The 24,911-nt window shown below is 57.0% G+C and carries 23 protein-coding genes; 4 read left to right on the top strand and 19 right to left on the bottom strand.

Going from position 1 to position 24,911, the window contains the following annotated elements; translation table 11 throughout:
• Positions 1-39: 39 nt before the first annotated feature.
• Positions 40-1,083, bottom strand: coding sequence for a GMP reductase (locus tag ACGS9J_RS18530; protein WP_442232277.1), 1,044 nt, complete (start codon positions 1,081-1,083; stop codon positions 40-42).
• A 374-nt stretch (positions 1,084-1,457) separates the two neighbouring features.
• On the opposite strand from ACGS9J_RS18530, the gene coaE reads away from it, so the two are divergent.
• From coaE to yacG, 3 genes are read left to right on the top strand one after another with little or no spacing between them, the layout of a single operon-like run.
• On the top strand, positions 1,458-2,072 hold the full coding sequence (coaE, locus tag ACGS9J_RS18525) for a dephospho-CoA kinase (protein WP_442232276.1): 615 nt from the start codon (positions 1,458-1,460) through the stop codon (positions 2,070-2,072).
• A gap of 5 nt (positions 2,073-2,077) precedes the next feature.
• Positions 2,078-2,830: a cell division protein ZapD gene (gene zapD, locus ACGS9J_RS18520; RefSeq protein ID WP_442232275.1), complete on the top strand. Its 753-nt coding sequence runs from the start codon at positions 2,078-2,080 to the stop codon at positions 2,828-2,830.
• 50 nt (positions 2,831-2,880) lie between these two features.
• On the top strand, positions 2,881-3,075 hold the full coding sequence (gene yacG, locus ACGS9J_RS18515) for a DNA gyrase inhibitor YacG (RefSeq protein ID WP_442232274.1): 195 nt from the start codon (positions 2,881-2,883) through the stop codon (positions 3,073-3,075).
• A gap of 41 nt (positions 3,076-3,116) precedes the next feature.
• Here the strand turns inward: yacG and mutT are convergent, their stop codons facing one another.
• The 3 genes from mutT to secM all read right to left on the bottom strand — a co-directional run bounded on the left by mutT (position 3,117) and on the right by secM (position 6,955).
• Positions 3,117-3,521 (bottom strand): 8-oxo-dGTP diphosphatase MutT, encoded by a 405-nt coding sequence (gene mutT / locus ACGS9J_RS18510; RefSeq protein ID WP_442232273.1) that lies wholly within the window; start codon positions 3,519-3,521, stop codon positions 3,117-3,119.
• Between the two features lie 101 nt (positions 3,522-3,622).
• A complete protein-coding gene (secA, locus tag ACGS9J_RS18505; protein ID WP_442232272.1) occupies positions 3,623-6,334 on the bottom strand; it encodes a preprotein translocase subunit SecA in 2,712 nt (903 codons plus the stop codon).
• An 87-nt stretch (positions 6,335-6,421) separates the two neighbouring features.
• Entirely contained in the window at positions 6,422-6,955 is a 534-nt protein-coding gene (gene secM / locus ACGS9J_RS18500; RefSeq protein ID WP_442232271.1) for a secA translation cis-regulator SecM, read from the bottom strand.
• A gap of 26 nt (positions 6,956-6,981) precedes the next feature.
• Between secM and ACGS9J_RS18495 the strand changes: the two genes are divergently transcribed.
• Positions 6,982-7,506 (top strand): DUF721 domain-containing protein, encoded by a 525-nt coding sequence (locus ACGS9J_RS18495; RefSeq protein ID WP_442232270.1) that lies wholly within the window; start codon positions 6,982-6,984, stop codon positions 7,504-7,506.
• Positions 7,507-7,520: 14 nt separating this feature from the next.
• On the opposite strand, the gene lpxC is transcribed toward ACGS9J_RS18495, so the two are convergent.
• The 15 genes from lpxC to rsmH form a co-directional block, all read right to left on the bottom strand.
• Positions 7,521-8,438 carry a UDP-3-O-acyl-N-acetylglucosamine deacetylase gene (lpxC, locus tag ACGS9J_RS18490; protein WP_442232269.1) on the bottom strand — a complete coding sequence of 306 codons (918 nt, stop codon included), beginning with the start codon at positions 8,436-8,438 and terminating at the stop codon, positions 7,521-7,523.
• Between the two features lie 103 nt (positions 8,439-8,541).
• Positions 8,542-9,696: a cell division protein FtsZ gene (gene ftsZ, locus ACGS9J_RS18485; protein ID WP_004950150.1), complete on the bottom strand. Its 1,155-nt coding sequence runs from the start codon at positions 9,694-9,696 to the stop codon at positions 8,542-8,544.
• 74 nt (positions 9,697-9,770) lie between these two features.
• The gene (gene ftsA, locus ACGS9J_RS18480) at positions 9,771-11,027 is read right to left on the bottom strand and encodes a cell division protein FtsA (protein ID WP_004950148.1); all 1,257 of its coding nucleotides are present in this window, start codon (positions 11,025-11,027) and stop codon (positions 9,771-9,773) included.
• Positions 11,024-11,875, bottom strand: coding sequence for a cell division protein FtsQ (gene ftsQ / locus ACGS9J_RS18475; RefSeq protein WP_442232268.1), 852 nt, complete (start codon positions 11,873-11,875; stop codon positions 11,024-11,026). Before ftsQ ends, ftsA begins: the two co-directional genes overlap by 4 nt.
• A 1-nt stretch (position 11,876) precedes the next feature.
• Positions 11,877-12,797, bottom strand: coding sequence for a D-alanine--D-alanine ligase (locus tag ACGS9J_RS18470; RefSeq protein ID WP_442232267.1), 921 nt, complete (start codon positions 12,795-12,797; stop codon positions 11,877-11,879).
• Positions 12,787-14,265 (bottom strand): UDP-N-acetylmuramate--L-alanine ligase, encoded by a 1,479-nt coding sequence (gene murC, locus ACGS9J_RS18465; protein WP_442232266.1) that lies wholly within the window; start codon positions 14,263-14,265, stop codon positions 12,787-12,789. Before murC ends, ACGS9J_RS18470 begins: the two co-directional genes overlap by 11 nt.
• Positions 14,266-14,348: 83 nt before the next feature.
• Positions 14,349-15,413, bottom strand: coding sequence for an undecaprenyldiphospho-muramoylpentapeptide beta-N-acetylglucosaminyltransferase (gene murG / locus ACGS9J_RS18460; protein ID WP_442232265.1), 1,065 nt, complete (start codon positions 15,411-15,413; stop codon positions 14,349-14,351).
• A gap of 3 nt (positions 15,414-15,416) precedes the next feature.
• Positions 15,417-16,619, bottom strand: coding sequence for a cell division protein FtsW (gene ftsW / locus ACGS9J_RS18455; RefSeq protein ID WP_442232264.1), 1,203 nt, complete (start codon positions 16,617-16,619; stop codon positions 15,417-15,419).
• Positions 16,616-17,935 carry a UDP-N-acetylmuramoyl-L-alanine--D-glutamate ligase gene (gene murD, locus ACGS9J_RS18450; protein ID WP_442232263.1) on the bottom strand — a complete coding sequence of 440 codons (1,320 nt, stop codon included), beginning with the start codon at positions 17,933-17,935 and terminating at the stop codon, positions 16,616-16,618. The genes ftsW and murD overlap by 4 nt, the downstream gene beginning before the upstream one ends.
• A 2-nt stretch (positions 17,936-17,937) precedes the next feature.
• On the bottom strand, positions 17,938-19,020 hold the full coding sequence (mraY, locus tag ACGS9J_RS18445; RefSeq protein WP_442232262.1) for a phospho-N-acetylmuramoyl-pentapeptide-transferase: 1,083 nt from the start codon (positions 19,018-19,020) through the stop codon (positions 17,938-17,940).
• Positions 19,014-20,375: a UDP-N-acetylmuramoyl-tripeptide--D-alanyl-D-alanine ligase gene (gene murF / locus ACGS9J_RS18440; RefSeq protein WP_442232261.1), complete on the bottom strand. Its 1,362-nt coding sequence runs from the start codon at positions 20,373-20,375 to the stop codon at positions 19,014-19,016. The genes mraY and murF overlap by 7 nt, the downstream gene beginning before the upstream one ends.
• Positions 20,372-21,859, bottom strand: coding sequence for a UDP-N-acetylmuramoyl-L-alanyl-D-glutamate--2,6-diaminopimelate ligase (gene murE / locus ACGS9J_RS18435; protein WP_442232260.1), 1,488 nt, complete (start codon positions 21,857-21,859; stop codon positions 20,372-20,374). Before murE ends, murF begins: the two co-directional genes overlap by 4 nt.
• Positions 21,846-23,609 (bottom strand): peptidoglycan glycosyltransferase FtsI, encoded by a 1,764-nt coding sequence (locus tag ACGS9J_RS18430; protein WP_442232259.1) that lies wholly within the window; start codon positions 23,607-23,609, stop codon positions 21,846-21,848. Before ACGS9J_RS18430 ends, murE begins: the two co-directional genes overlap by 14 nt.
• A 42-nt stretch (positions 23,610-23,651) precedes the next feature.
• Positions 23,652-23,972 carry a cell division protein FtsL gene (gene ftsL, locus ACGS9J_RS18425; RefSeq protein ID WP_012005204.1) on the bottom strand — a complete coding sequence of 107 codons (321 nt, stop codon included), beginning with the start codon at positions 23,970-23,972 and terminating at the stop codon, positions 23,652-23,654.
• Entirely contained in the window at positions 23,969-24,910 is a 942-nt protein-coding gene (gene rsmH / locus ACGS9J_RS18420) for a 16S rRNA (cytosine(1402)-N(4))-methyltransferase RsmH (protein ID WP_442232258.1), read from the bottom strand. Before rsmH ends, ftsL begins: the two co-directional genes overlap by 4 nt.
• Position 24,911 lies beyond the last annotated feature (1 nt).

Raw genomic sequence — 24,911 nt, 5'->3', positions numbered from 1 at the left:
GGCTGCGCCCACGAGTTGGCTATGCTGAAGCTGGCCGGGTTACTTGCTGCCGAAGACGCGGTTTTCCTGCTCTGCAACACGGATGAAGGTGGTGCGTTTGGTCAGCTCTTTCAGACGCTCCGCGCCGACGTAGGTGCAAGCAGAACGCAGGCCGCCGAGGATATCACGGACGGTGAACTCAACTTCGCCACGCAATGGCAGTTTGACGGTTTTCCCTTCGGCTGCGCGGTACTGGGCAACGCCGCCGACGTGGCGTTTCATCGCCGACTCGGAGCTCATGCCGTAGAACAGCATAAATTTCTCACCGTTCTCTTCCACGACGGTGCCTTCACACTCGTCGTGGCCGGCCAGCATGCCCCCCAGCATGACAAAGTCCGCACCACCGCCAAAGGCTTTCGCTACGTCGCCCGGCACAGAACAGCCGCCATCGCTAACGATTTGACCGCCAAGGCCGTGTGCCGCATCGGCGCATTCGATCACCGCAGACAGCTGCGGATAACCGACACCGGTTTTCACTCGGGTAGTGCAGACAGAGCCAGGACCAATACCGACTTTAACAATGTCGGCACCGGACAGGATGAGCTCTTCCACCATTTCACCGGTGACTACGTTACCGGCGCAGATAACGTGTTTCGGGCAAGCTTCGCGCGCTTTCTGCAAGAAGGCGACAAAATGCTCCGAATAACCATTGGCTACGTCGATACAAATCAACTTCAGCTCCGGCGACAATGCCAGGATCTGTTTCATTTTCACAAAGTCAGCATCTGACGTGCCGGTTGAAACCATCACGTGACGCAGCACCGATGCCGGTACGCGCTGCACGAATGCGGCCCATTGTTCAACGGTGTAGTGTTTGTGTACGGCGGTGAGAACGTCGAAGGAAGCCAGGGCCTCTGCCATGCTGAAGGTGCCGACCGAGTCCATGTTGGCGGCAATGATCGGCACGCCGGACCAGGTACAGCCAGAATGTTTGAAGGTAAACTGACGTTCCAGTTCAACTTCTGAGCGGCTTTTCAGCGTGGAACGCTTAGGGCGAATCAGCACATCTTTAAAGCCTAACTTCAAATCTTCTTCAATACGCATGACTTATGATTTCCTGGTTAATGGCGACGGATCGCAGGATAATTCGAACCTATACCCTATGAATTTCAAGTTGCAGCCAGGTGGCCAGCTTGAAGAATGATGGGTATAGATTAATGCCAGTTCCAGTGACGCTATCATACGCGCTAATAATCACCGGACAAGACTGCGAATTCTCCTTTATTTACGCTACAATCCGACAAATTTACCTGCGAAACCGCAGTGTGACCTCCCGCTCATTTTCCCTTTCCGGCTGTGTTTTTTATCACCGTACAGCGCAAGCGACACGGCAAGCGCCGCCTGCTTACTTGCACTTCTGTGCGATCGCTTTATGATTCGTCTATTATTTTTTATGAACATCAGGTGCATTCCCTACCATGGCCTACATTGTTGCGTTGACCGGGGGTATCGGCAGCGGTAAGTCCACCGTGGCAGACGCCTTCGCCCGCCACGGGGTGACGGTGGTCGATGCTGACGTCATCGCCCGGCAGGTTGTCGAGCCTGGAGCCCCGGCACTGGCTACCATCGCCGAACGTTTTGGTAATGAAATGTTGCAGCCGGACGGCACGCTAAACCGTGCCGCATTGCGTCAGCGTATCTTCAGCAACCCTGATGAAAAACGTTGGTTAAACCAACTGCTGCACCCGCTGATTCATCAGGAAACCCAACGTCAACTGGCGCAAGTCACCAGCCCCTATGCACTCTGGGTGGTGCCGCTGTTAGTCGAAAACAACCTGCAGGCGCGCGCCGATCGCGTGCTGGTGGTCGACGTCGACAGCGAGACTCAGTTGGCCAGAACCATCGCCCGCGACGGCATCAATCGTCAGCAGGCACAGAATATACTGTCCGCACAGGTCACGCGTGAACAGCGTCTGGCCGCTGCAGATGACATCATTGATAATAGCGGCACCGCTCAGGGGATAGAGCCATTGGTTGCCGCACTGCATCGCCGTTACCTTGAGCTGGCGGCATCAGCGACCCGACAGGATTAAACTGAATGAGTGATGTTTCCCCAAGCGTTCTTTTTGAACATCCGTTGAATGAAAAAATGCGCACCTGGCTGCGTATGGAATTTTTATTGCAACAGCTGCATGGCCAGCGTGCATTAAGCGAAACGGCCATCGCCCTGACCTTTTTCCGCACCATCGCCGATCTGCTGGACGTACTGGAACGCGGCGAAGTTCGCACCGACCTATTGAAAGAACTGGAACGTCAGCAGCAAAAGCTGCTGGCATGGGCCGATGTCCCCGGCGTCGATATGTCGCTGGTGGATCAGTTACGTAATCAGTTGAAACAACGCGGCACTGCACTGATGTCGGCACCGCGGCTGGGCCAATCGCTGCGTGAAGATCGGCTGATTAGCCTGGTGCGTCAACGCCTGAGCATCCCCGGTGGGTGCTGCAGCTTTGACCTGCCGACGCTGCACATGTGGATGCATGCGCCTCAGCAAGAGCGGGATAACGACGTAGCCGAATGGCTGCAAACGCTGGAGCCGCTGAACCAGGCGCTGATTATGGTACTGGACCTGATCCGTCAGTCCGGGCCTTTTCGCAATCAGATCAGCCTGAACGGTTTCTTTCAGGATAACGCTGAGGGCGCAGATCTATTGCGTTTGCGTATTAACCTGGCGCACCAGCTTTACCCACAGATTTCCGGCCATAAGACACGCTACGCGATCCGCTTCCTGCCGCTGGACAGTGAGCTTGGCGTGGTGCCGGAACGACTCACCTTTGAGTTGGCCTGTTGCTGACCCAATGAAATAAAGACCTTTCACGCGTTGGAAGGGAGTAAGGAAAAGATATGACTACCGTAGTGAAATGCCCAACCTGTGGCAAAGGTGTGGTTTGGGGTGAAGTAAGCCCGTTCCGCCCGTTTTGCAGCAAACGCTGTCAGTTGATTGATCTGGGCGAATGGGCCGATGAAGAGAAGCGTATTCCCAGCAACAGCGATCTGTCTGAAAGCGAAGAGTGGAGCGAAAACGACGACGACCGCTGATCGTCTTTCTTATCGGCCTGACAAGCGCCAGGCCGGTCGCGTTACTGCGCAGCGTTAGCCTGTTCCACCAGCAGTTTGATAATACTGACGTTGGCCTGCGGGAATTCGTCCTCCCGCAAGTCGGCCTGCTTCACCCAGCGCATAGGCTGGCCTTCACGACCAAAGGGTTCACCTGCCCAGGCTTCCACCAGATAAAAATTCAGCGTCACGATGCGATCGCTAAAGTGATGCTCAAGCACTTCCAGCAGCTCTGCACGCTCGGTTTCAATGCCTGTCTCTTCCAACAGTTCACGGTTAAGCGCCTGTTCCGGCGTCTCCCCTTGTTCAATCTTGCCACCTGGGAACTCCCAAAAACCGGCCATATGCGAATCGGCGGCACGCCGGGTAATAAAGATTTCCTGCTGGGCGTTACGAATGATGCCGACGGCGATGTTCAAGTGTTTCATCGCATCCTCCTGATTGATTTATTGGGCTGCGGAATACGGCCCCAAAAAACAGGGGCTCAGCACGCTGAACCCCTGGGTTTTATTCGTTAAACAGTGTCGGCTTAATTCTGCAGACGACCGTGGCACTGTTTGTATTTTTTACCGGAACCGCATGGGCACGGATCGTTACGGCCCACTTTACGTTCCGCGCTTGCCGGTGCATTAGGATCTTCGGTCACCAACGCGTTTTCTTCATAGTGGCTCAGCTGTTGCTGTTTGGCCAAGCGCTCAGCCTCTTCACGACGTTGCAGCTCCAGGGCTTCAACCTCTTCCGGCATCCGCACCTGCACCTTGCTCAGCACGCTGATCACTTCATGCTTCAGTGATTCCAGCATGGTGGCAAACATGTTGAAGGATTCGCGCTTGTATTCCTGCTTAGGATCTTTCTGCGCATAACCCCGCAGATGGATGCCCTGACGCAAGTAATCCATGGCCGCCAGATGCTCTTTCCACAGGGAATCCAGCGTCTGCAGCATCACGCCTTTCTCGAAGTTGCGCATCATCTCGGTGCCAACCACTTCCTCTTTGCGCTGGTATTCTTCCTTGGCCTTTTCCAGAATACGCTCACGCAGCGTTTCTTCGTGCAGCTCAGGTTCTTTATCCAGCCATTCGGCGATAGGCATATCCAGATCGAAATCGTTTTTCAGGCGCTCGGTCAGCCCCTCAATATCCCACTCTTCTTCCAGCGACTGCGGTTGAATGTAGCCGTCGATAGTGGTCTTGAACACGTCGTCACGGATGCTGGAAATGGTTTCGCTAACATCGGACACGTCCAGCAGTTCGTTACGCTGGCTGTAGATGGCGCGGCGCTGATCGTTAGCCACATCGTCGTATTCCAGCAGTTGCTTACGAATGTCGAAGTTGCGGCTTTCCACTTTACGCTGTGCGTTGGCAATCGCTTTGGTGACCCATGGGTGCTCAATGGCCTCACCCTCTTTCATCCCCAGTTTACGCATCATGTTGGAAACGCGATCCGAGGCGAAAATACGCATCAGGGCATCTTCCATCGACAGGTAGAAGCGGGATGAACCGGCGTCACCCTGACGACCGGAACGGCCGCGCAGCTGGTTATCGATACGGCGCGATTCATGACGCTCGGTACCGATAATGTGCAAACCGCCGGCAGCCAGTACCGCATCATGGCGGATTTTCCAGGCTTCTTTGATCGCCGCGATTTGCTCTTCAGTCGGATCTTCCAGCTGTTCAATTTCAGCCTGCCAGCTGCCACCCAACACGATATCGGTACCACGGCCCGCCATGTTGGTGGCGATAGTGACCGCACTGCTTTGGCCGGCCTGGGCTACGATGTCCGCTTCCATGGCGTGGAATTTGGCATTCAGAACCTTGTGGTCGATGCCGGCTTTGGTCAGTTCGCGGGAAACCACTTCGGATTTTTCAATCGAGATAGTCCCCACCAGGACTGGCTGGCCGTTAACGGTACGTTCACGAATATCTTCGATGATGGCACCAATTTTCTCCAGCTCGGTCATGTAGACCAGATCAGGCATGTCTTTGCGGATCATCGGACGGTTGGTCGGCACCACGATGGTATCCAGCTTGTAGATAGAGCTGAATTCAAAGGCTTCGGTGTCGGCGGTACCGGTCATCCCGGCCAGCTTTTCGTACAGACGGAAGTAGTTCTGGAAGGTGATGGATGCCAGCGTCTGGTTTTCGTTCTGGATTTCCACGCCTTCTTTGGCTTCTACCGCCTGATGCAGACCATCGGACCAGCGACGGCCCTGCATGGTACGGCCGGTGTGTTCGTCAACGATGATGACCTCACCGTCTTTTACGATGTAGTCAACGTCACGAGTGAACAGCACATGGGCACGCAGCGCAGCGGTCACGTGGTGCATCAGCATGATGTTGGTCGGTGAGTACAATGACTCCCCTTCGTCCATGATGCCGGCTTCCATCAGCATTTCTTCGATCAGGATCAGGCCGCGTTCGGTCAGGTGAACCTGACGCGCTTTTTCGTCAACCGAGAAGTGACCTTCGCCCTGGAAGGAGTCGGAATCTTCTTTTTCCTGGCGGATCAGTTTAGGGATCAGCTTGTTAACCTTGATGTACATCTCGGAGCTGTCTTCAGCCGGGCCAGAGATGATCAACGGGGTACGCGCTTCATCGATCAGGATGGAGTCAACCTCATCCACCAACGCATAGTGCAGTTTACGCTGAACGCGCTCTTCCGGGCTGAACGCCATGTTGTCGCGCAGATAGTCGAAACCGTATTCGTTGTTGGTACCGTAGGTAATGTCTGCGGCATAGGCTTCACGCTTGGCCGGGGCCGGCATACCCGGCAGGTTGATACCGATGCTCAGGCCAAGGAACTCGAACAGTGGACGGTTGTTTTCGGCGTCACGCTGTGCCAGATAGTCGTTGACGGTCACCACGTGCACGCCACGGCCGCTCAGGGCGTTCAGATAGGCAGGCAGGGTTGCAGTCAGGGTTTTACCTTCACCGGTACGCATCTCTGCGATACAACGATCATTCAGCACCATCCCCCCCAACAGCTGCACGTCGAAGTGACGCATGCCGAATACGCGTTTACTCGCCTCACGTACTACGGCGAAGGCTTCCGGCAGCAGGTTTTCCAGCACTTCGCCCTTTTCCAGGCGCGCGCGGAACTCGTTGGTTTTGGCTTTCAGTTCGTCATCGGACAGTTTTTCCATGTCCGGTTCCATCTGGTTGATCAGCTCAACCGATTTACGCATGCGGCGCAGTGTACGATCGTTACGGCTACCAAAAACTTTGGTCAATAATTTTACTAACATGATGTTTGATATCTCTGTCATGACGGCCAACACAGGCAGTCAATTTACTGTTATTTTTAGGTTTTTTTGTCGCCCGGAGGGCAAAAATCAGCTTAAGGCCGCAGGCCCGGCGCGAATGCCCTGCACTTGCGCAAGCCACAATCCAGCCTGATGCTGCGCAACAGCAGGCAGCACGGCGTGGTGGGTATTACGAATGATGGTCGGCGGCTTCGGCTCATGCGTCAGCAGCGCGTTAAGGGTAGAAAGCAGCGCCAGTTGCGCCACCTGCAATGGGGGTTCTGTAACTTCCGCTTCGCTTTCCTGTACCCGCGAGTAAACTGCCTGCGGCGCCAGAGCAAAAGAGAGGTGACGAATGACGGTGCGAAGCGCATGCTGGTGCCAGTAATCGACGCTGAAGGTCGGGCGACGATGCACTTCTTGCAGTAACGCCAGGCTATTAAAGGCGCCGCTGGCGGAATTTTGCCGGTTCAGGCTGGACGAGGTGCTCGGCAGAGCGGCTTGATCAGGGTTGCCAGTCAGATTTGTAGGTACGCCAAGCGTGGCCGCGACCATCCCTAACAGGAGATGGGGCCAGAAATAACGTCTGCCAAATTGTCGCCAACGATTTAGAATACCGATCACGAGTTTATAATCCGCCGGAGCCCATTATGCGCGATAGCCGTCCACAATTATTAGATTCCCTGTTCGACGACGCTCACACAGAAGACAAAGGGCCGCTGCATAACGTCCAACAACGCGCTGTCGCGTTGCTTAAGCTTAACCGTGCAGTGAAAGGCCTGTTGCCCGTTCCACTGCATCCCTGGTGCCGCGTCGCGAATTTCCGACAGGGTATTTTAGTGCTAGAAACGGCAAATGCCAGCTGGATGATGCGCCTACGCTACGAACAACCGGCTTTATTATCTGCACTACGAGCGCAAATTCTACCATCATTGTCGTCGATCGACATCAGGATTAATCCGGCCTTGATGGCAAAAGGGAACAACCTTGTGCAGGATGCCGCAAAAACGGCAGGAAATACGCCGTCAAGCGTGCCGATGCGTCATCTGAGTCAGGAAAGTGCTGAGGAATTAAGGGGATTGGCGAGCCGCAGCCCGGAAAAACTGCGCAAGATATTGGAACGACTGGCGTCGCTGGCCGGAGAGAGTGCCAACGCTACCAGTCGTGATAAGTAATCAGCGGTATCGACTTATGCCAATACGGTAGACGGAGCTTTGAATGCCAGCGGCATTTCGGCTTCGTCCTGGAAGGTGACGTATTCCCACGCTTCCTGTTTCGCCAGCACTGCTTGCAGCAGTTTGTTGTTCAGTGCATGACCAGACTTGAACGCGGTAAACGCGCCAATGATGTTATGGCCGCACATGAACAGGTCGCCGATGGCGTCCAGCATTTTATGGCGTACGAACTCGTCTTCAAAGCGCAGGCCGTCTTCGTTCAGCACGCGGTAGTCATCTACCACGATGGCGCAGTCAAAGCTGCCGCCCAGGGCCAGGCCACGTGACTGTAAATACTCGATGTCACGCATAAAACCGAAAGTACGCGCACGGCTGATTTGGCGCACGAACGAGTCGGCGGAGAAATCAAGGCGGTAGCGTTGCGTACTGGCGTCGATAGCCGGGTGGTTGAAGTCGATGGTGAAATCCAGGCGGAACCCGTTATGCGGGGACAGCTCGGCCCACTTGTCGCCATCTTCAACACGCACGGTGTCTTTCAGACGCAGGAATTTCTTCGCAGAGTTCAGTTCTTCAATGCCGGCATCCAGCAACAGGAAGACGAACGGACTGGCACTGCCGTCCATGATTGGGATTTCGGCGGCGTCAACTTCGATAACGATGTTGTCGATGCCCAACCCAGCCAGCGCGGCATTAAGATGCTCAACGGTAGAAATACGCACGTCATGCTCGTTCACCAGGCAAGTACAGAGCATGGTATCACGCACGGATTTTGCATCAGCCGGAAAATCAACCGGTGGATTCAAGTCAGTGCGACGATAGATGACCCCGGTATTAGCCGCCGCGGGTCGCATTGTCAGCGTGACTTTCTTGCCGGTATGTAAACCGACACCAGTCGCCTGAACAATACGTTTTAATGTCCTTTGTTTGATCATCGTTTTATCTCGCAATGTTATCAATCCTACCAGCCAAGCATACAGCATGGCTGGCGGGACAGTTTAGCACAAAGAGCGGAGATTCCAAATTCTCAGGATATTCTTAGTCTGCCTGCTTGCGCAGGAAGGCTGGAATATCAAGATAGTCGGGCTCTTTATTAGGCTGCGCAGTCGGATCGTTAACCACCTTGGCGGCAGGTTTCACTTCCTGCGGCAACGGCGACATGCCGTGCTGCTGGTAGCGATGATCCATCACTGGCTGGCTGGCCTGTTTGTTGGTAACCAGAGTGATTTCCGGACGTTTGTCCATGCCGATACCGGTCGCAACCACGGTCACGCGCAGTTCGTCGTTCATTTCCGGATCCAGCGAGGTACCGATTACCACGGTCGCGTTGTCGGAAGCGAAAGCACGAATGGTGTTACCCACGGTTTCGAACTCATCCAGGCGCAGGTCGAAGCCGGCGGTGATGTTGACCAGAACGCCGCGAGCGCCGGACAGGTCGATATCTTCCAGCAGTGGGCTGGAGATCGCCATTTCCGCTGCTTCTTCAGCACGGTCTTCACCACAGGCAACACCGGAACCCATCATCGCGTAGCCCATTTCGGACATTACGGTGCGTACGTCGGCGAAGTCGACGTTCATCAGGCCCGGACGGGTGATCAGTTCGGCAATACCCTGTACCGCGCCTTTCAGCACGTCGTTAGCCGCGCCAAACGCGTCCAACAGAGAAATGCCGCGACCCAGAACTTTCAACAACTTGTCGTTCGGGATGGTGATCAGTGAGTCCACATGTTTGGACAATTCTGCGATGCCCTGCTCAGCGAACGCCATGCGTTTCTTGCCTTCAAAATTGAAAGGCTTGGTAACCACGGCCACTGTCAGAATACCCAGATCTTTAGCAACTTCAGCCACGACGGGTGCTGCACCGGTACCGGTACCGCCGCCCATGCCGGCTGCAATGAAGACCATGTCTGCACCATCCAGTGCGGCGCGCAGGGCTTCACGGTCTTCTTCCGCTGAATTGCGACCCACTTCGGGGTTCGCGCCTGCACCCAGACCTTTGGTAATACCGCTACCGATCTGGATGGTTTGGCCAACTGCCGTTTTACGAAGCGCCTGAGCGTCTGTATTCACGGCAAAGAATTCAACACCTTCGATGCGCTCGCGCACCATGTGTTCAACGGCGTTGCCACCGCCACCGCCGACGCCGATGACTTTAATCACCGCGTCATTGGTTAGTTCCATTGGTTCAAACATAGTTTCTCTCCGTTTTGTGCCTGTCGCTGCGAGATCATAAAAAGATTACTCAGCATGATCTCTTTGTTGAAACATTAAAACTCTTTTCTCAGCCAGCTATTGATACGTTTAAACCAATTGCCCACCGAGGCGCGTTTTTCTACTTCTGCCTCACCACTCAGGTGAGACTCTTTTCCATAGTGCAGCAGACCTACCGCCGTAGAGTAGTAAGGCTCCTGCGCATAATCCGTCAGACCCGTGATGTTCAAGGGTTGGCCGATGCGTACCTGGGTGTGGAACACCCGTTGCGCACAAGCTGCCAGGCCATCAATCTGGGCGGCGCCACCGGTCAGCACAATACCCGCTGCCAGATGATGCTTCACCCCTTGCTGACGCAGTTGCTCCTGCAATTGCAAAATTTCATCGTTAACCAGATTCAACAGTTCGGTGTAGCGTGGCTCAATCACTTCAGCCAGTGTCTGTCTTTGCAGACTCCGAGGAGGACGTCCTCCAACGCTTGGCACCTCTACACTTTCATCCTTGCTAACAATCGACCCAAGCGCACAGCCGTGTCGAACTTTGATCGCTTCCGCATCTGTCGGCGGTGTGCCGAAGGCGTAAGCGATATCGCTGGTGACCACGTTCCCGGCGTAAGGGATCACTTTGGTGTGGCGCAGAGCACCGCCGGTGTACACCGCCATATCCATGGTGCCGCCGCCGATATCCACCACACAAACGCCGAGTTCGCGCTCATCTTCGGTCAGGACCGCATAGCTGGCGGCCAGACCGGCGAAAATAAGTTGGTCAACTTTCAGACCACAACGTTCTACTGCCTTAACGATGTTCTTCGCCATGTCGTTATGGCAGGTGATCAGGTGCACCTTGGCTTGCATACGCACGCCGGACAACCCTACCGGGTTTTTGATGCCTTCCTGATAATCGATGGCGTATTCCTGAGGAATGACGTGCAGGATGCGGTGTTCGTCACGTACGCGTACCGATTTAGCGGTATGCACTACGTTCTCCACATCTTCCTGTGTCACTTCCTCTTCGGAAATAGGAACCATCCCTATTTCGTTCTGGCAACTGATGTGTTTACCCGATAATGCGAGGTAAACCGAAGAAATCTGGCAATCCGCCATCAGTTCAGCCTGATCGATAGCGCGCTGTACGCATTTCACTACCGACTCCAGGTCGTTAACGCCACCCTTATCCATACCGCGAGACGGGCAACTGCCCACCCCGATAATGTTGACCATGCCATCGGGCAGAACTTCCCCTACCAATGCGGAGACTTTTGCAGTACCGATCTCCAGTCCAACTACCAGTTTTCTGTCCGTCGACTTGATCATTGTTGTTTTGCCTGTGCCTGATTCTGTTGCTGATTACTGTTCTGCCGATCGCCTGCAGCCTGCGGGTCGATAAACACGGGGGCCCAACCTACCGATGCACCGGCCTCATAGCGTAAGTCGACGTAACTGACTCGCTTGCTTTCTGCCTGGCCCTGCTGCTGCAATACCGGATAAAGCTCGATAAAGCGCTGCAGGCGTCCGGTGCGATCGTCGCGTCCCAGCTCCAGCCGAACATCATTATCCAAAGCCAGCTGCCAGGAATGGCGGGCGCTCATGGCCGCCATTTTCAGCGTATATTTGCTGGCCGCTAACATGCTGCTCATGGTCCGATAACCTTCAAGAACGTCCTGTTCGCTCCCTTCCGGACCATAAAGCAACGGCAATTTCTGTTTGCCAATTCGTTCTGCAGGCACGCTGAATGATTTGCCTTCGGCGTCCACCATGTGCAAATCATTCCAACGCGCCACCGGGACATATTCCACCAGGTGGATCTTCAGCTCATCCGGCCACTGCTTGCGCACGCTGGCCTGCTTGATCCACGGCAGGCGTTCAATCTGCTGTTGGATGATATCCACATCCTGCGTCATGAAGGTCCCCGGCGATCCCAACGCCAGGATAGCCTGGCGAATATCGTCGTTGGTGGTGTAGTGACGTTCACCGGTCACCACCAGTCGTGACAGCGGCAGGCGGCTGGCGTCTTTCATCCAGCCAATCACCGCCCAACCACTCCACAGGACCGTTCCCAACACCATCAGCAGGAAAATCATTCCCGCCAACTGGGTTCCATTGCTGCGGCGCGGGCTGTTGTCCACCTCGCGTTCACGCGCATTCAGGGCAGCTTGCGACATATCAGTCGGCCAATTCCAAAATTCTCGCTACCAGTTGCGAGAAACTTAAACCAGATTGGCGCGCTGCCATCGGCACCAGGCTATGACTGGTCATGCCCGGCGAGGTATTCACCTCAAGCAGATAGAAGCTGCCATCGCTATCCTGCATTACATCCACGCGGCCCCAGCCGCTGCAGTCCAGCCCACGGTAGGCGCGTAACGCCAGGGCAGCCATTTCGGCTTCCTGTTCCGCTCCCAGGCCACTCGGACAGAAATACTGGGTATCGTCCGAAATGTACTTGGCCTGATAGTCGTAAAATACACCGGCAGGCTGAATGCGGATGGACGGCAATACCTGGTCGCCCAACATCGCTACCGTGTATTCCGGGCCGCTCAGCCACTTCTCTACCAGGACGTCGTCGTCATGGCGGAAACCTTCTTCCACAGCTGCCTCGAGGGCACCCCGTTCGGTCACTTTGCTCATGCCAACGCTGGACCCTTCACGGCTCGGCTTGACGATCAGCGGCAGACCCAAGGCCTCAACGCGGGCAATCAGCGCCTCTTTTTCCGCTCCGGCAAACTGCTGGCGGTTCAGCGCAACATAAGGCGCCACCGGCAGGCCCATCGACTGCCACACCATTTTGGTGCGCCACTTGTCCATGGTCAGCGCCGAAGCCATCACGCCGCTGCCGGTATAAGGCAGTTCGAGGAACTCCAGCATCCCTTGCAGGGTGCCGTCTTCACCACCGCGACCGTGCAGCGCGATAAACACTTTGGTAAACCCGTGTTCTTTTAACTGGGTTACCGGGAAATCACGGATATCGATGCCATGAGCGTCGATACCGGCTTCACGCAGCCCGGCCAGCACAGCGGCGCCGGATTGCAATGACACTTCACGTTCAGCGGAGGTGCCACCCAGCAGTACGGCAACTTTATCGGCCATGATGTTCCTCCTCTTTTTTCTGTGGCTGCAGCTTCAGCTCAGCCAGTTTGCGAGCCACTTTGCCCACGTTACCGGCGCCTTGCACCAGCACTAAGTCGTCTGCTTGCAGCAACTGCGCCAGGGTTTCCGGCACGGTGTCCGCATCGGAAACCAGAATCGGATCCAGCTTGCCGCGGCTGCGGATGGTACGGCACAGCGAGCGGCTGTCCGCCCCCGGGATCGCCGTTTCACCTGCGGAGTACACGTCCAGCATCAGCAGCACGTCCACCTGCGACAGCACGTTGGCAAAGTCGTCATACAGATCGCGAGTACGCGTATAACGGTGCGGCTGGAAAATCATCACCAGACGCTTGTCCGGCCAACCGGCACGCGCGGCTTTCAGCGTAGCGTCGACCTCGGTCGGGTGGTGGCCGTAGTCGTCCACCAGCATTGCGCTGCCGCTTTTGCCGTTTACCGGCTCCAGCGGGAACTCCCCGAGGAAGTCAAAGCGGCGACCGGTTCCCTGGAAGCTGGCCAACGCGCTCAGAATATCTGCGTCGTCAATGCCTTCCTCTGTCGCCACCGCCACTGCCGCCGCCGCGTTCAACGCGTTGTGACGGCCCGGCGCGTTCAGGGTCACCGTCATCAACGGCTTATCCTGGCGGCTCAGGGTAAAGTGGCCCTGCGGCCCAACCTGGCTGTAGCTTTCGATGCGAACGTCGGCATCGTCACTGAAACCGTAAGTGGTGATATGGCGACCTACGCGTGGCAGCAATTCGCGCACCACCGGATCATCAATACACATCACCGCACGGCCGTAGAACGGCAGGTTGTGCAAAAAATTAATAAATGTCTGCTTCAGGTTTTCGAAGTCGCCCTGGTAGGTTTCCATATGGTCGGCTTCGATATTGGTGACAATCGCCACCATCGGCTGCAAATGCAGGAACGACGCATCGCTCTCATCCGCTTCCGCAATCAGGTAACGGCTGGAGCCCAGACGCGCATGGGTGCCCGCCGCTTTCACCAGTCCGCCGTTAACAAAGGTCGGGTCCAGACCGGCTTCGGCATAAATGCTCGATACCATCGCCGTCGTCGTGGTCTTGCCGTGCGTACCGGCAACGGCGATGCCGTGACGAAAACGCATCAGTTCGGCCAGCATCTCTGCGCGGCGGATCACCGGAATACGCGCCTCACGGGCGGCAACGATTTCCGGATTGTCGGCAGAAATAGCGGTAGAAACCACCACTACGCTGGCATCCAGTACGTTCTCCGGACGGTGATGGAAGTAAATCGTCGCCCCGAGCGCGCTCAACTGCTGGGTTACCGGATTCGGCGCCAGGTCGGAACCGCTGATTTGATAACCTTCATTTGCCAACACTTCGGCGATACCACCCATGCCGGCGCCACCGATGCCGACAAAGTGAATGTGCCGGACGCGTCGCATCTCGGGCACGATAGTACGTAGTTTCGCCAGTTGTTGTGTATTCATCACTCTCTCTAATCCGGGTCCGGCATACCGGCCCCCTACATGACATTCTTTAATTCAGGCCCGGCGTACCGGACCCCTGCATATTATTTGGCGACTCGCACCAATTCCGCTGCCACGCGTTCGGTGGCATCCGGGATGGCTACTGCGCGGGCCTTTTCGGCCATCGCCAGCAGCGTCGGGCGATCCCAACCTGCCAGCAGCTCCGCCACCCCATCCGCGTTAAACTGCGGTTGTTCGATAATCTTCGCCGCACCGGCTTCTTCCAGCGGACGGGCATTCCAATACTGCTGGCGATCCTTGTGCATGAACGGCACAAATATCGCGGGAAGGCCCGCAGCGGCAATCTCGCTGACCGTCAGCGCACCGGAACGACACACCACAACGTCAGCCCAGGCGTACGCGGCCGCCATGTCATCGATAAACTCGGTCACCTTGTGTTGTGTCTGCCCTACCCTCTCGTAGTCGCGCAACACATTTTCCAGTGCACCTTTGCCCACCTGATGCCAGAGCGTAATTCTATCGCCCAATCTCGCCGCGACTTCAGGAACTGTCTGATTCAGCACCCTGGCCCCCTGACTTCCGCCAATAACCAGCACGCGGATCGGCCCTTCACGCCCGATCAGTCGCTCTGCCGGCAGCGGCAGCGCCAGTACGTCGGTGCGTACCGGGTTGCCCACCACGTCCGCATTCGGGAATGCGCCGGGGAACGCCTGCAAGACTTTTTTGGCGATGCGCGCCAACCAGCGGTTGGTCAGGCCGGCAATGCCGTTTTGCTCGTGCAGTACCACCGGGATACCGCACAGCCACGCGGCCAAACCGCCTGGGCCGGAAACGTAACCGCCCATCCCCAGCACCACGTCCGGTTGGTAGCTGCGCATAATCGCCTTCGCCTGGCGTACGGCGTGCCAGATACGCAGCGGCGCGCTCAACTGGGCCTTCAGCCCTTTGCCGCGCAGGCCGGAAATACGGATGAAATCAATCTCGATCCCGTGCTTTGGCACCAGATCGGCTTCCATTCGGTCTGCGGTTCCAAGCCAGCGCACCTGCCAGCCCTGCGCCATCAGATGATGTGCGACCGCCAGCCCGGGGAACACGTGTCCGCCGGTACCGCCTGCCATCACCATTAAACGCTTAGGTTTCCCGCTCATCCCTTACCTCTTCACAAACGCCTGGGCTTTAGCCAGACGCGTTTCATAATCAATACGCAGCAACAGCACGATCGCCGTCGACATAATCAGCAGGCTCGAGCCGCCGTAGCTTATCAGTGGCAACGTTAAGCCTTTAGTGGGAAGCATGCCGGCTGCAGCGCCGACGTTAACCAGCGCCTGGAAGCTAAACCACACGCCAATTGAGCAGGCCAAAAAGCCGGAAAAGCGCTGATCAAGCTCCAGCGCGCGGCGGCCGATCGACATCGCACGAAAAGCGACGCAGAATACCATTAACAATGCGAAAACCACACCGATATAGCCCAGTTCTTCGCCCAAAATCGAGAAGATAAAGTCGGTGTGCGCCTCCGGCAAATACTCGAGTTTCTGTACCGAATTCCCCAGCCCCTGCCCCCAGAATTCACCGCGGCCAAAAGCCATCAGCGACTGGGTCAACTGGTAGCCGCTGCCGAACGGATCGGCCCACGGATTCCAGAACGATGTCACGCGGCGCATACGGTAAGGTTCGGCGATGATCAACAGCACCACCGCGAAGGCCCCGGAGCCGATGATCGCCAGGAATTGCCACATTTTGGCGCCGGCCAGGAACAGCATCGCCAGCGTAGTGATAAACAGCACCACCACGGTACCGAGGTCCGGCTGAGCCAGCAGCAACACGGCCAACACCACCATCACGCCCATCGGCTTGCAGAAACCCCAGAAGTTGCTGCGCACTTCTTCTACCTTGCGCACCAGATAGCTCGCCAGGTAACAGAACAACGACAGCTTGGACAGCTCTGCCGGCTGAATGCGCAGCGGCCCCAGCGAGATCCAGCGCGATGCCCCGTTTACCGAGCTGCCCACCACCAGTACGATCAGCAACATCACAATCGACAACAGCAGCATAATGTTGCTGTAGCGCTGCCAGACTTCCATTGGGATGCGTAAGGTCACCATCGACAGACCGAACGCCAGCCCCAGGTACAGCGCATCACGCTTGGCAAACAGGAAAGGATCGTCCGCCAGACGCTGGCCAATCGGCATCGACGCCGAAGTCACCATCACAAAACCGATAATGGCCAACCCGAAGGTCAGCCACAGCAGGGTACGGTCGTACAGCACCATATTGACCGAATCGTTATCGCGCGATCCCGCCACCCAGTTTTTAAAAATTTCGGTCAGCCCGAAGTTCGGCAAGCGTAGTCTCATCCGCCAAGCTCCTGTGCCAAACGGGCGAACTCGTCGCCACGCACTTCAAAATTACGGAACTGATCCAGGCTGGCACAGGCCGGCGACAACAGCACCATATCGCCGGACTGCACCCGGCCGGCAATCGCCTGCATCGCCTGTTCCATGGTGTCGGTCAGCGTAGCGACCTCCGGCCGCAGCTGCGCCAGCTGTTCGCCGTCGCGGCCGAAACAGTAAAGGCGAACGTTATCACCCTGCAGGTAACGCGCCAGCGGAGAGAAATCGGCAGATTTGCCGTCGCCGCCCAGCAGCAGGTGCAAGGTGCCGTCAACCTGCAGGCCATTCAACGCCGCTTCGGTACTGCCGACGTTGGTGGCTTTAGAATCGTTAATCCAGCGAACGCCGTTATGTTCCCAGACCAGTTGGAAGCGGTGCGCCAACCCGGTATAGGTGGTCAGCGCTTTCAGGCTGGAAGCCCGCGGGATGTTCACCGCATCGGCCAGTGCCAGCGCCGCCAGCGCATTGGTGTAGTTATGGCGGCCAGTCAGCTTCATTTCGCGGGTATTCAGGATTTTCTCGCCGCGCACGCGCAGCCAGGTTTCACCCAGTTGACGGTTCAGGTGATAGTCGCCTACATCCGCCCCGAAGCTGATACAACGCTGATCAGCCCCGCGAATCGGCATCGTCAATGCGTCGTCGGCATTGACCACGCACACGCCGGCATTTTCATAGACCTTCAGCTTCGCGGCACGGTATTGCTGCAGCCCAAACGGATAGCGATCCATATGATCTTCGGTGACGTTCAAAATGGTCGCCGCCGCCGCGTGCAGGCTGTAAGTGGTTTCCAGTTGGAAGCTCGACAGCTCCAGCACGTACAGCTGGCATTCCTGGCGCAGCAGGCTTAGCGCAGGCAGGCCGATATTGCCACCGACGCCCACCGCCCAACCGGCGGCTTTCGCCATCTCGCCCACCAGGGTAGTCACGGTGCTTTTACCGTTGGAGCCGGTAATCGCCACTATCGGCGCCTGGGCTTCACGGCAGAACAGTTCGATGTCGCCGACAATCTCCACGCCCGCCTCTGCAGCGGCGCTCAATGCCGGGGTCGCCAACGCCATGCCCGGGCTGGCGACGATCAAATCCGCCGCCAACAGCCAGTCCTGATTCAAATCACCCAAGTGGCGCTCAACGCTTTCAGGCAGCTTGTCCAGCCCTGGCGGTGAAATGCGGGTATCCATAACGCGTGGCGTCACGCCGCGCGCCATAAAGAAATCAACACAGGACAGGCCGGTGAGGCCCAGCCCGATGATGACCACTTTTTTACCCTGATAATCCGCCATAGTTACCGCACCTTCAGCGTCGCCAGGCCAATCAGCACCAGCATCAGCGAAATAATCCAGAAGCGCACGATCACGCGCGGTTCCGGCCAGCCTTTCAATTCATAGTGGTGGTGAATCGGTGCCATGCGGAAGATACGTTGTCCGCGCAGCTTGAACGACCCCACCTGCAAAATCACCGACAGCGTTTCAACCACGAACACGCCGCCCATAATCAACAGTAAAAACTCTTGGCGCAGCAGCACCGCGATGGTGCCCAACGCGCCACCCAGTGCCAGCGAACCGACATCGCCCATGAAGACCTGAGCCGGATAGGTGTTGAACCACAGGAAGCCCAGACCGGCGCCGACAATGGCGGTACAGACGATCACCAGCTCACCGGCATGGCGCAGATACGGAATGTGCAGGTAGTTGGCGAAGTTCATGTTACCGGTCGCCCAAGCTACCAGCGCAAAGCCTGCGGCCACGAACACCGTCGGCATAATCGCCAAGCCATCCAGCCCGTCGGTCAGGTTGACCGCGTTGCTGGTACCCACGATGACGAAGTAAGCCAGCACCACGTACAACAGGCCGAGCTGCGGCATGATGTCCTTAAAGAACGGCACAACCAGCTCGGTGGCTGGCGTGTCTTTTCCTACGGCATACATGGCGAAAGCAACCACCAGCGCAATCACCGATTGCCAGAAGTATTTCCAGCGGGCGATCAGCCCTTTGGTGTCTTTGCGCACCACCTTGCGGTAGTCGTCAACGAAGCCGACGATGCCGTAGCCCACCAGCACGAACAGCACGCACCAGACATAAGGGTTGGACGGATAGGCCCACATCAGCACCGAAACGGTGATGGAGGTCAGGATCATGATGCCGCCCATGGTCGGCGTGCCGCGCTTGCTGAAATGCGACTCAGGACCGTCGTTACGCACCACCTGACCGAAGGACATCTCCTGCAGGCGTTTGATCACCCGCGGCCCCATCCACAAGGAGAGGAACAGCGCGGTCAGCAGGCTGACAATGGCTCGGAACGTCAGGTAGGAAAAGACGTTGAAGCCGGAATAATATTTGACCAAATGTTCGGCCAGCCAAACTAACATGGTGCTTTCTCCTGTAACGCGCGTACTACCTGCTCCATTGCGGCACTACGTGAACCCTTGATTAACACGGTTATTACCGCATGTTCCGACAGTAATTCCGCCACGCGCGCGATCACTGCTGCCTTATCCTGAAAATGTTCGCCGTTACCGGAAGCGGCAGTCAGCGTTTGGCTTAACGGCCCCACGCCCAGCACCTTATCGATTCCCGCCAATCGGGCGGCTTCGCCCACCTGACGGTGACATTCTTCGGCTTCCGTCCCTAATTCTGCCATGTCGCCAACGACCATCACGCGGTAGCCCGGCATTTCCGCCAGCACCTGCGCAGCGGCGGTCATTGAACCGACGTTGGCGTTGTAACTGTCATCCAGCAGCAGTTTGCCCGCCGTCAGTGCGATCGGGAACAAACGCCCCGGCACCGCCTGCAGTTGTTTCAGCCCCTGACGCACGGCCTCGAGCGATGCACCGGCCGACATCGCCAACGCCGCAGCGGCCAACGCATTGGCCACGTTATGGCGACCCGGCAGTGGCAGCGCGATAGGCGCCGTGCCGAACGGGCTGTGCAGCGTAAACTGCGTGCCGTTACCGTTTATCTGCACATCGCTGGCGAAGAAATCGACGCCTTCCGCCGCATGCGGAGAGAAACGCCAAACGGTCTTGCCGTCCAGCATGCTCTGCCAGTGCGGCCAGTCGTTATTGTCGGCGTTGATGATTGCCACACCGTCAGCCGGCAGGCCGGCAAAAATTTCGCCTTTCGCCTGAGCAACGCCGGCCAAAGAGCCAAAGCCTTCCAGGTGGGCAGCCGCCAGGTTATTGACCAGAGCAGTCTGCGGACAAGTTAATGCGGTGGTGTAAGCAATTTCGCCAATGTGGTTGGCGCCCAGCTCAATCACCGCAAAGTCATGCTGCGGCTGTAAACGCAACAGCGTCAACGGCACGCCGATGTCGTTATTGAAATTACCGGCGGTATAAAGCACTTCACCGCATTCACGCAAAATAGCGGCGGCCATTTCTTTCACCGAGGTCTTGCCCGATGAACCGGTTAACGCCACTACGCGGGCCGGTACCTGTTGGCGTACCCAGGCAGCGAACTGGCCTAGCGCCAGACGCGTGTCTTTCACCACCAACTGAGGAACATCCACCAATAAGCGCTTACTTACCAGCAACGCCCCGGCGCCGGCGGCTACCGCATCAACAGCAAAATCATGAGCGTCGAAACGCTCACCTTTCAATGCCACAAACAGGCAACCTGCGGTTACCTGACGGGTATCTGTCGTCACCTCAACGATTTGGCAATCGGCGCCGATCAACTCAGCGCTCAATACATCGGCCAGTGCCCGAAGGGAGACAGGGATCATGCCACTACCCCCAGCAAACGTGCGACGGTGGTGCGATCGGAGTAATCCAGACGGCGATTCCCCACCAGTTGGTAATCCTCGTGGCCCTTACCGGCCACCAGTACCACATCTTGTTCTTTCGCCTGCATAATGGCGCTGGTTACGGCTTCCGCACGGCCGTGGATCACCAGAGCGCGTCCGGCATCCAGCAGGCCGGTCAGGATATCTTGGATAATCGCCTGCGGCTCTTCGGTGCGTGGGTTGTCGTCGGTGACAACCACGCGATCGGCGAACTGTTCGGCGATGCCGCCCATCAGCGGTCGCTTGCCCTTGTCGCGATCGCCACCGCAGCCAAACACGCACCACAACTGCCCCTGGCAGTGCAGACGCGCGGCTTCCAATGCTTTCTCCAGCGCATCCGGGGTGTGGGCGTAATCGACCACTACCGTCGGTTTGCCCGGCGCGTTGAAGACTTCCATTCGGCCGCACACCGGCTGCAATTGATTGCCGGTGGCCACCAGTTCGTCCAGCGGATACCCCAGCGACAGCAGCGTCGCCAACGCCAACAGCAAGTTGCTGACGTTAAACGCCCCCATCAGGCGGCTTTCAATCTCACCGCCGCCCCAGCTTGAGCTGAAGTGGATAGTGGCGCCGTTATCGTGGTAGTTGACCGCGGTGGTTTTCAGCCAGCGACCGTGGCCGCCTGGTTGCAGGTTATCCTGCATGGTGACGGCGACGGCATCAGGCAATTGGCTCAGCCAACGCTGGCCGACTTCGTCATCGGCATTGATAATCGCCTGGCCCACTTCATGACCGGCGAACAGTGACCATTTGGCCGCTTCGTAACTGGCCATGTCACCGTGGTAATCCAGGTGGTCGCGGCTCAGGTTGGTGAACACCGCAGCGGCAAACGGCAGCGCCGCCACACGGTTTTGCACCAGACCGTGGGAAGACACTTCCATCGCTGCCAGGGTGGCACCGCGCTCGACCAGCTCGTTTAATACGTGTTGAACATCTACCGCAGAGCCGGTGGTATTCTCGGTTGGGCAAACCTGGCCCAATAAACCATTGCCGACGGTGCCCATCACGGCGCTGGTTTCGCCCAGCAATTGGCCCCATTGGGCCAGCAATTGAGTCGTGGTGGTCTTGCCGTTGGTCCCGGTGACGCCGACCAGACGCAGACGCTCCGCCGGTTCGTGGTAAAAACGCCCGGCCAGAGCCGAAAGGCGCTGATTGAGCTGGCTCAGATAAATCACCGGCACGCCATGCATTTGGGTGATCGCGCCGTCTTCGGCCTGGCCTTCAGCTTCGGCAATCACAGCGGCTACGCCCTGCGCAATCGCCTGCGGAATATAGCGGCGTCCATCCGTTTGATGGCCGACAACGGCGACAAACAGATCCCCGGCAGCCGCAATACGGCTGTCTAATGTCATTTCCCGCAGCGCGCGCCCGGGTGCCGTTGGCACCCACGGAGCGAGTAAATCGCGCAAATTACGATCTGCCACCTGTACCCTCTTTTCTGTTATTTACAAAATCGCTTTTCTCAGCGGTAGGCAACGCGTCCGGCTCGACGTTCATGGTGCGCAATACGCCGCCCATGATGGCGCCAAACACCGGAGCGGAAATCGCACCACCGTAGTATTTCCCGCCCTGCGGGTCGTTGATCACCACCACCAGAGCAAAACGAGGATTACTGGCCGGCGCCACGCCGGCGGTATAAGCGATGTATCTGTTGACGTATTTGCCGTCCGGGCCGACCTTTTTGGCAGTACCGGTTTTGATGGCGATACGGTAGCCCTTGATCGCCGCTTTCACCCCGCCGCCGCCCGGTAAGGCAACGCTTTCCATCATGTGTACGACGGTGCGTACCAAAGGTTCGGGGAAGACGCGTTCACCGGCAACCGGTGGGTCAACTTTGGTAATCGACAGCGGACGATAAACGCCCAGGCTGCCGATCGTTGCGTAGACTCGCGCTAACTGTAACGGGGTTACCATTAGCCCATAGCCGAAAGAGAAGGTGGCCCTCTCTATGTCAGACCACCGTTGTTTTTTTGGGTATATGCCACTGCTTTCTCCGACCAGCCCCAAATTGGTCGCTTTTCCCAATCCAAAACGAGAGTAAGTATCTACTAACGCTGAGGACGGCATCGATAACGCCAGCCGTGAAACGCCGACGTTACTCGACTTCTGCAAGATCCCGGTCAGGGAGAGTTCCGCGTAACGCGCAACGTCCCTGATTTCCTTACCGTTGATACGGTAAGGGACGGTATTCAACACGCTGTTTTCTCTCACAATGCCGTGCTGCAATGCCGTCATGACCACCATAGGTTTTACGGTGGAACCAGGCTCAAAAATATCGGTGATAGCACGGTTACGCATGGTTTCTTTCGGCGTACCGGCCATATTGTTCGGGTTGTAAGACGGGCTGTTGGCCATCGCCAACACTTCGCCGGTATTCACATCCACCAGCACCGCAGTACCGGATTCAGCCTTGTTGAAGGCCACGGCGTTGTTCAGTTCGCGGTAAACCAGCGCCTGCAAGCGTTCGTCGACGCTCAGCACCAGGTTATGCGCCGCCTGGCTATCCACCGAGGAGATATCCTCGATCACCCGGCCAAAGCGGTCTTTACGCACGGTCCTTTCGCCCGGTTGCCCGGTCAGCCAGCGGTCGAAGCTCTTCTCGACGCCTTCAATCCCCTGGCCGTCGATGTTGGTCACGCCAATAATGTGCGAGGTCACCTGACCGGAGGGATAATAGCGACGAGATTCCTGACGCAGGAAAATCCCCGGCAGTTTCAGCTTGCGAATGTAGTCGCCGATCGCCGGGTTCACCTGGCGCGCCAGGTAGACAAAGCGCCCTTTCGGGTTGGCGTTAATGCGGGTCGACAGCTGATCCAGCGGGATATTCAGTGCATCGGACAACGCCTTCCAGCGGCTGTCCAGCGTGATACCGCCACGCTCATTCAGCTCTTTCGGATCGGCCCAGATAGCATTCACCGGCACGCTTACCGCCAGCGGGCGTCCTGAGCGATCGCTGATCATGCCGCGCGAGGTCGGCACTTCCTGCACGCGCAGTGAGCGCATGTCACCTTCTTTCACCAGGCGGTCGGGGTTAATCACCTGCAGATAAGCCACCCGCAGCATCAACCCCACCAACGCCAGCAAAATACAACCGCACAGCAACGCAAAACGCCAGCTTACAAAGCTGGCCTGATCTTCCTGGCGTTTCAACTTACCGGGGCGTGCTGCTTTCATGCGTTCCCTTTCTACTCCGTGTAATGATTTCAGTTAAACCATTCATTGTTTAACGATGATATTTTCCTGGGATGGATCAACATGTTGCATCTGCAGTTTTTCCGTTGCGATGCGTTCTACTCGACTGTGATCCCCAAGGGCATTCTCTTCAAGAATCAGGTTGCGCCACTCAATGTCCAGAGCATCTCGCTCCAGAACAAGCTGCTCGCGCTCGGCGGTCAGCAAGCGGGTGCGGTGCGCGGTCGTCACGACGAACACCGCAGACACCAACGAGGCAATCAGCAAAATCAGCGGGATCTTGGCGTTACGCAGCAGATCGCCGCCAATCACTCCGACCAAACCGTGACGTTCGTTGCCAATCACACTGGCATCCTCTCGGCAATACGCAGCACTGAGCTACGCGCTCGTGGGTTTTCCGCCACCTCGGCATCCCCAGGCATCATCTTGCCCAGCGCTTTCAGCGTGCGTCCGCCCATACTGCGCAGTTGCTCTTCCGTCAGCGGGATACCGGCCGGCACCTGAGCACCGCGGCTATGGTGACGCATGAAGCGTTTAACGATGCGGTCTTCCAGCGAATGGAAGCTGATGATCGACAGGCGGCCCTTCGGGGCCAGCACTTCCAGCGCGCCGTCCAGCGCACGTTCGATCTCTTCCAATTCACTGTTGATGTAGATGCGGATCGCCTGGAAACTGCGGGTTGCCGGATGCTTGTGCTTATCCCGAAACGGGCTGGCGTTGGCGATCAAATCGGCCAGCTCTTTGGTGCGAGTCATAGGATCGACGAGGTTTCTTTCCACGATGGCGCGCGCGATACGCTTGGCAAAACGCTCTTCACCAAAGGTTTTCAATACCCAGGCGATGTCGTCCGCCTCCGCCTTCATCAGCCACTCTGAGGCTGACTGACCGCTTGAGGAGTCCATGCGCATATCCAGCGGCCCGTCACGCATGAAGGAAAAACCGCGTTCGGCGTCATCCAACTGCGGTGAAGAAACGCCCAGATCGAGCAAGATGCCATCAATCCGTCCCACTAATTCGCGTTCCCGCACATAGTGCGACAACTCTGAAAATGGGCCGTGTACGATGCTAAAACGGGGATCATCAATAGACTTGGCGGCTGCAATCGCCTGTGGGTCGCGGTCAATTGCCAGCAAACGTCCTTCCGGCCCCAACTGGGACAGAATCAGACGCGAATGGCCACCGCGGCCAAAAGTACCGTCGATATAGATGCCGTTACTGCGAATATTGAGGCCGTTAACCGCCTCATCCAACAGTACGGTAGTGTGTTTATAGTTTTCCAACATG

Source organism: Serratia quinivorans (assembly GCF_052113645.1).
GTDB lineage: Bacteria > Pseudomonadota > Gammaproteobacteria > Enterobacterales > Enterobacteriaceae > Serratia > Serratia quinivorans_B.
This window is presented reverse-complemented; position numbering and strand designations above follow the sequence as displayed.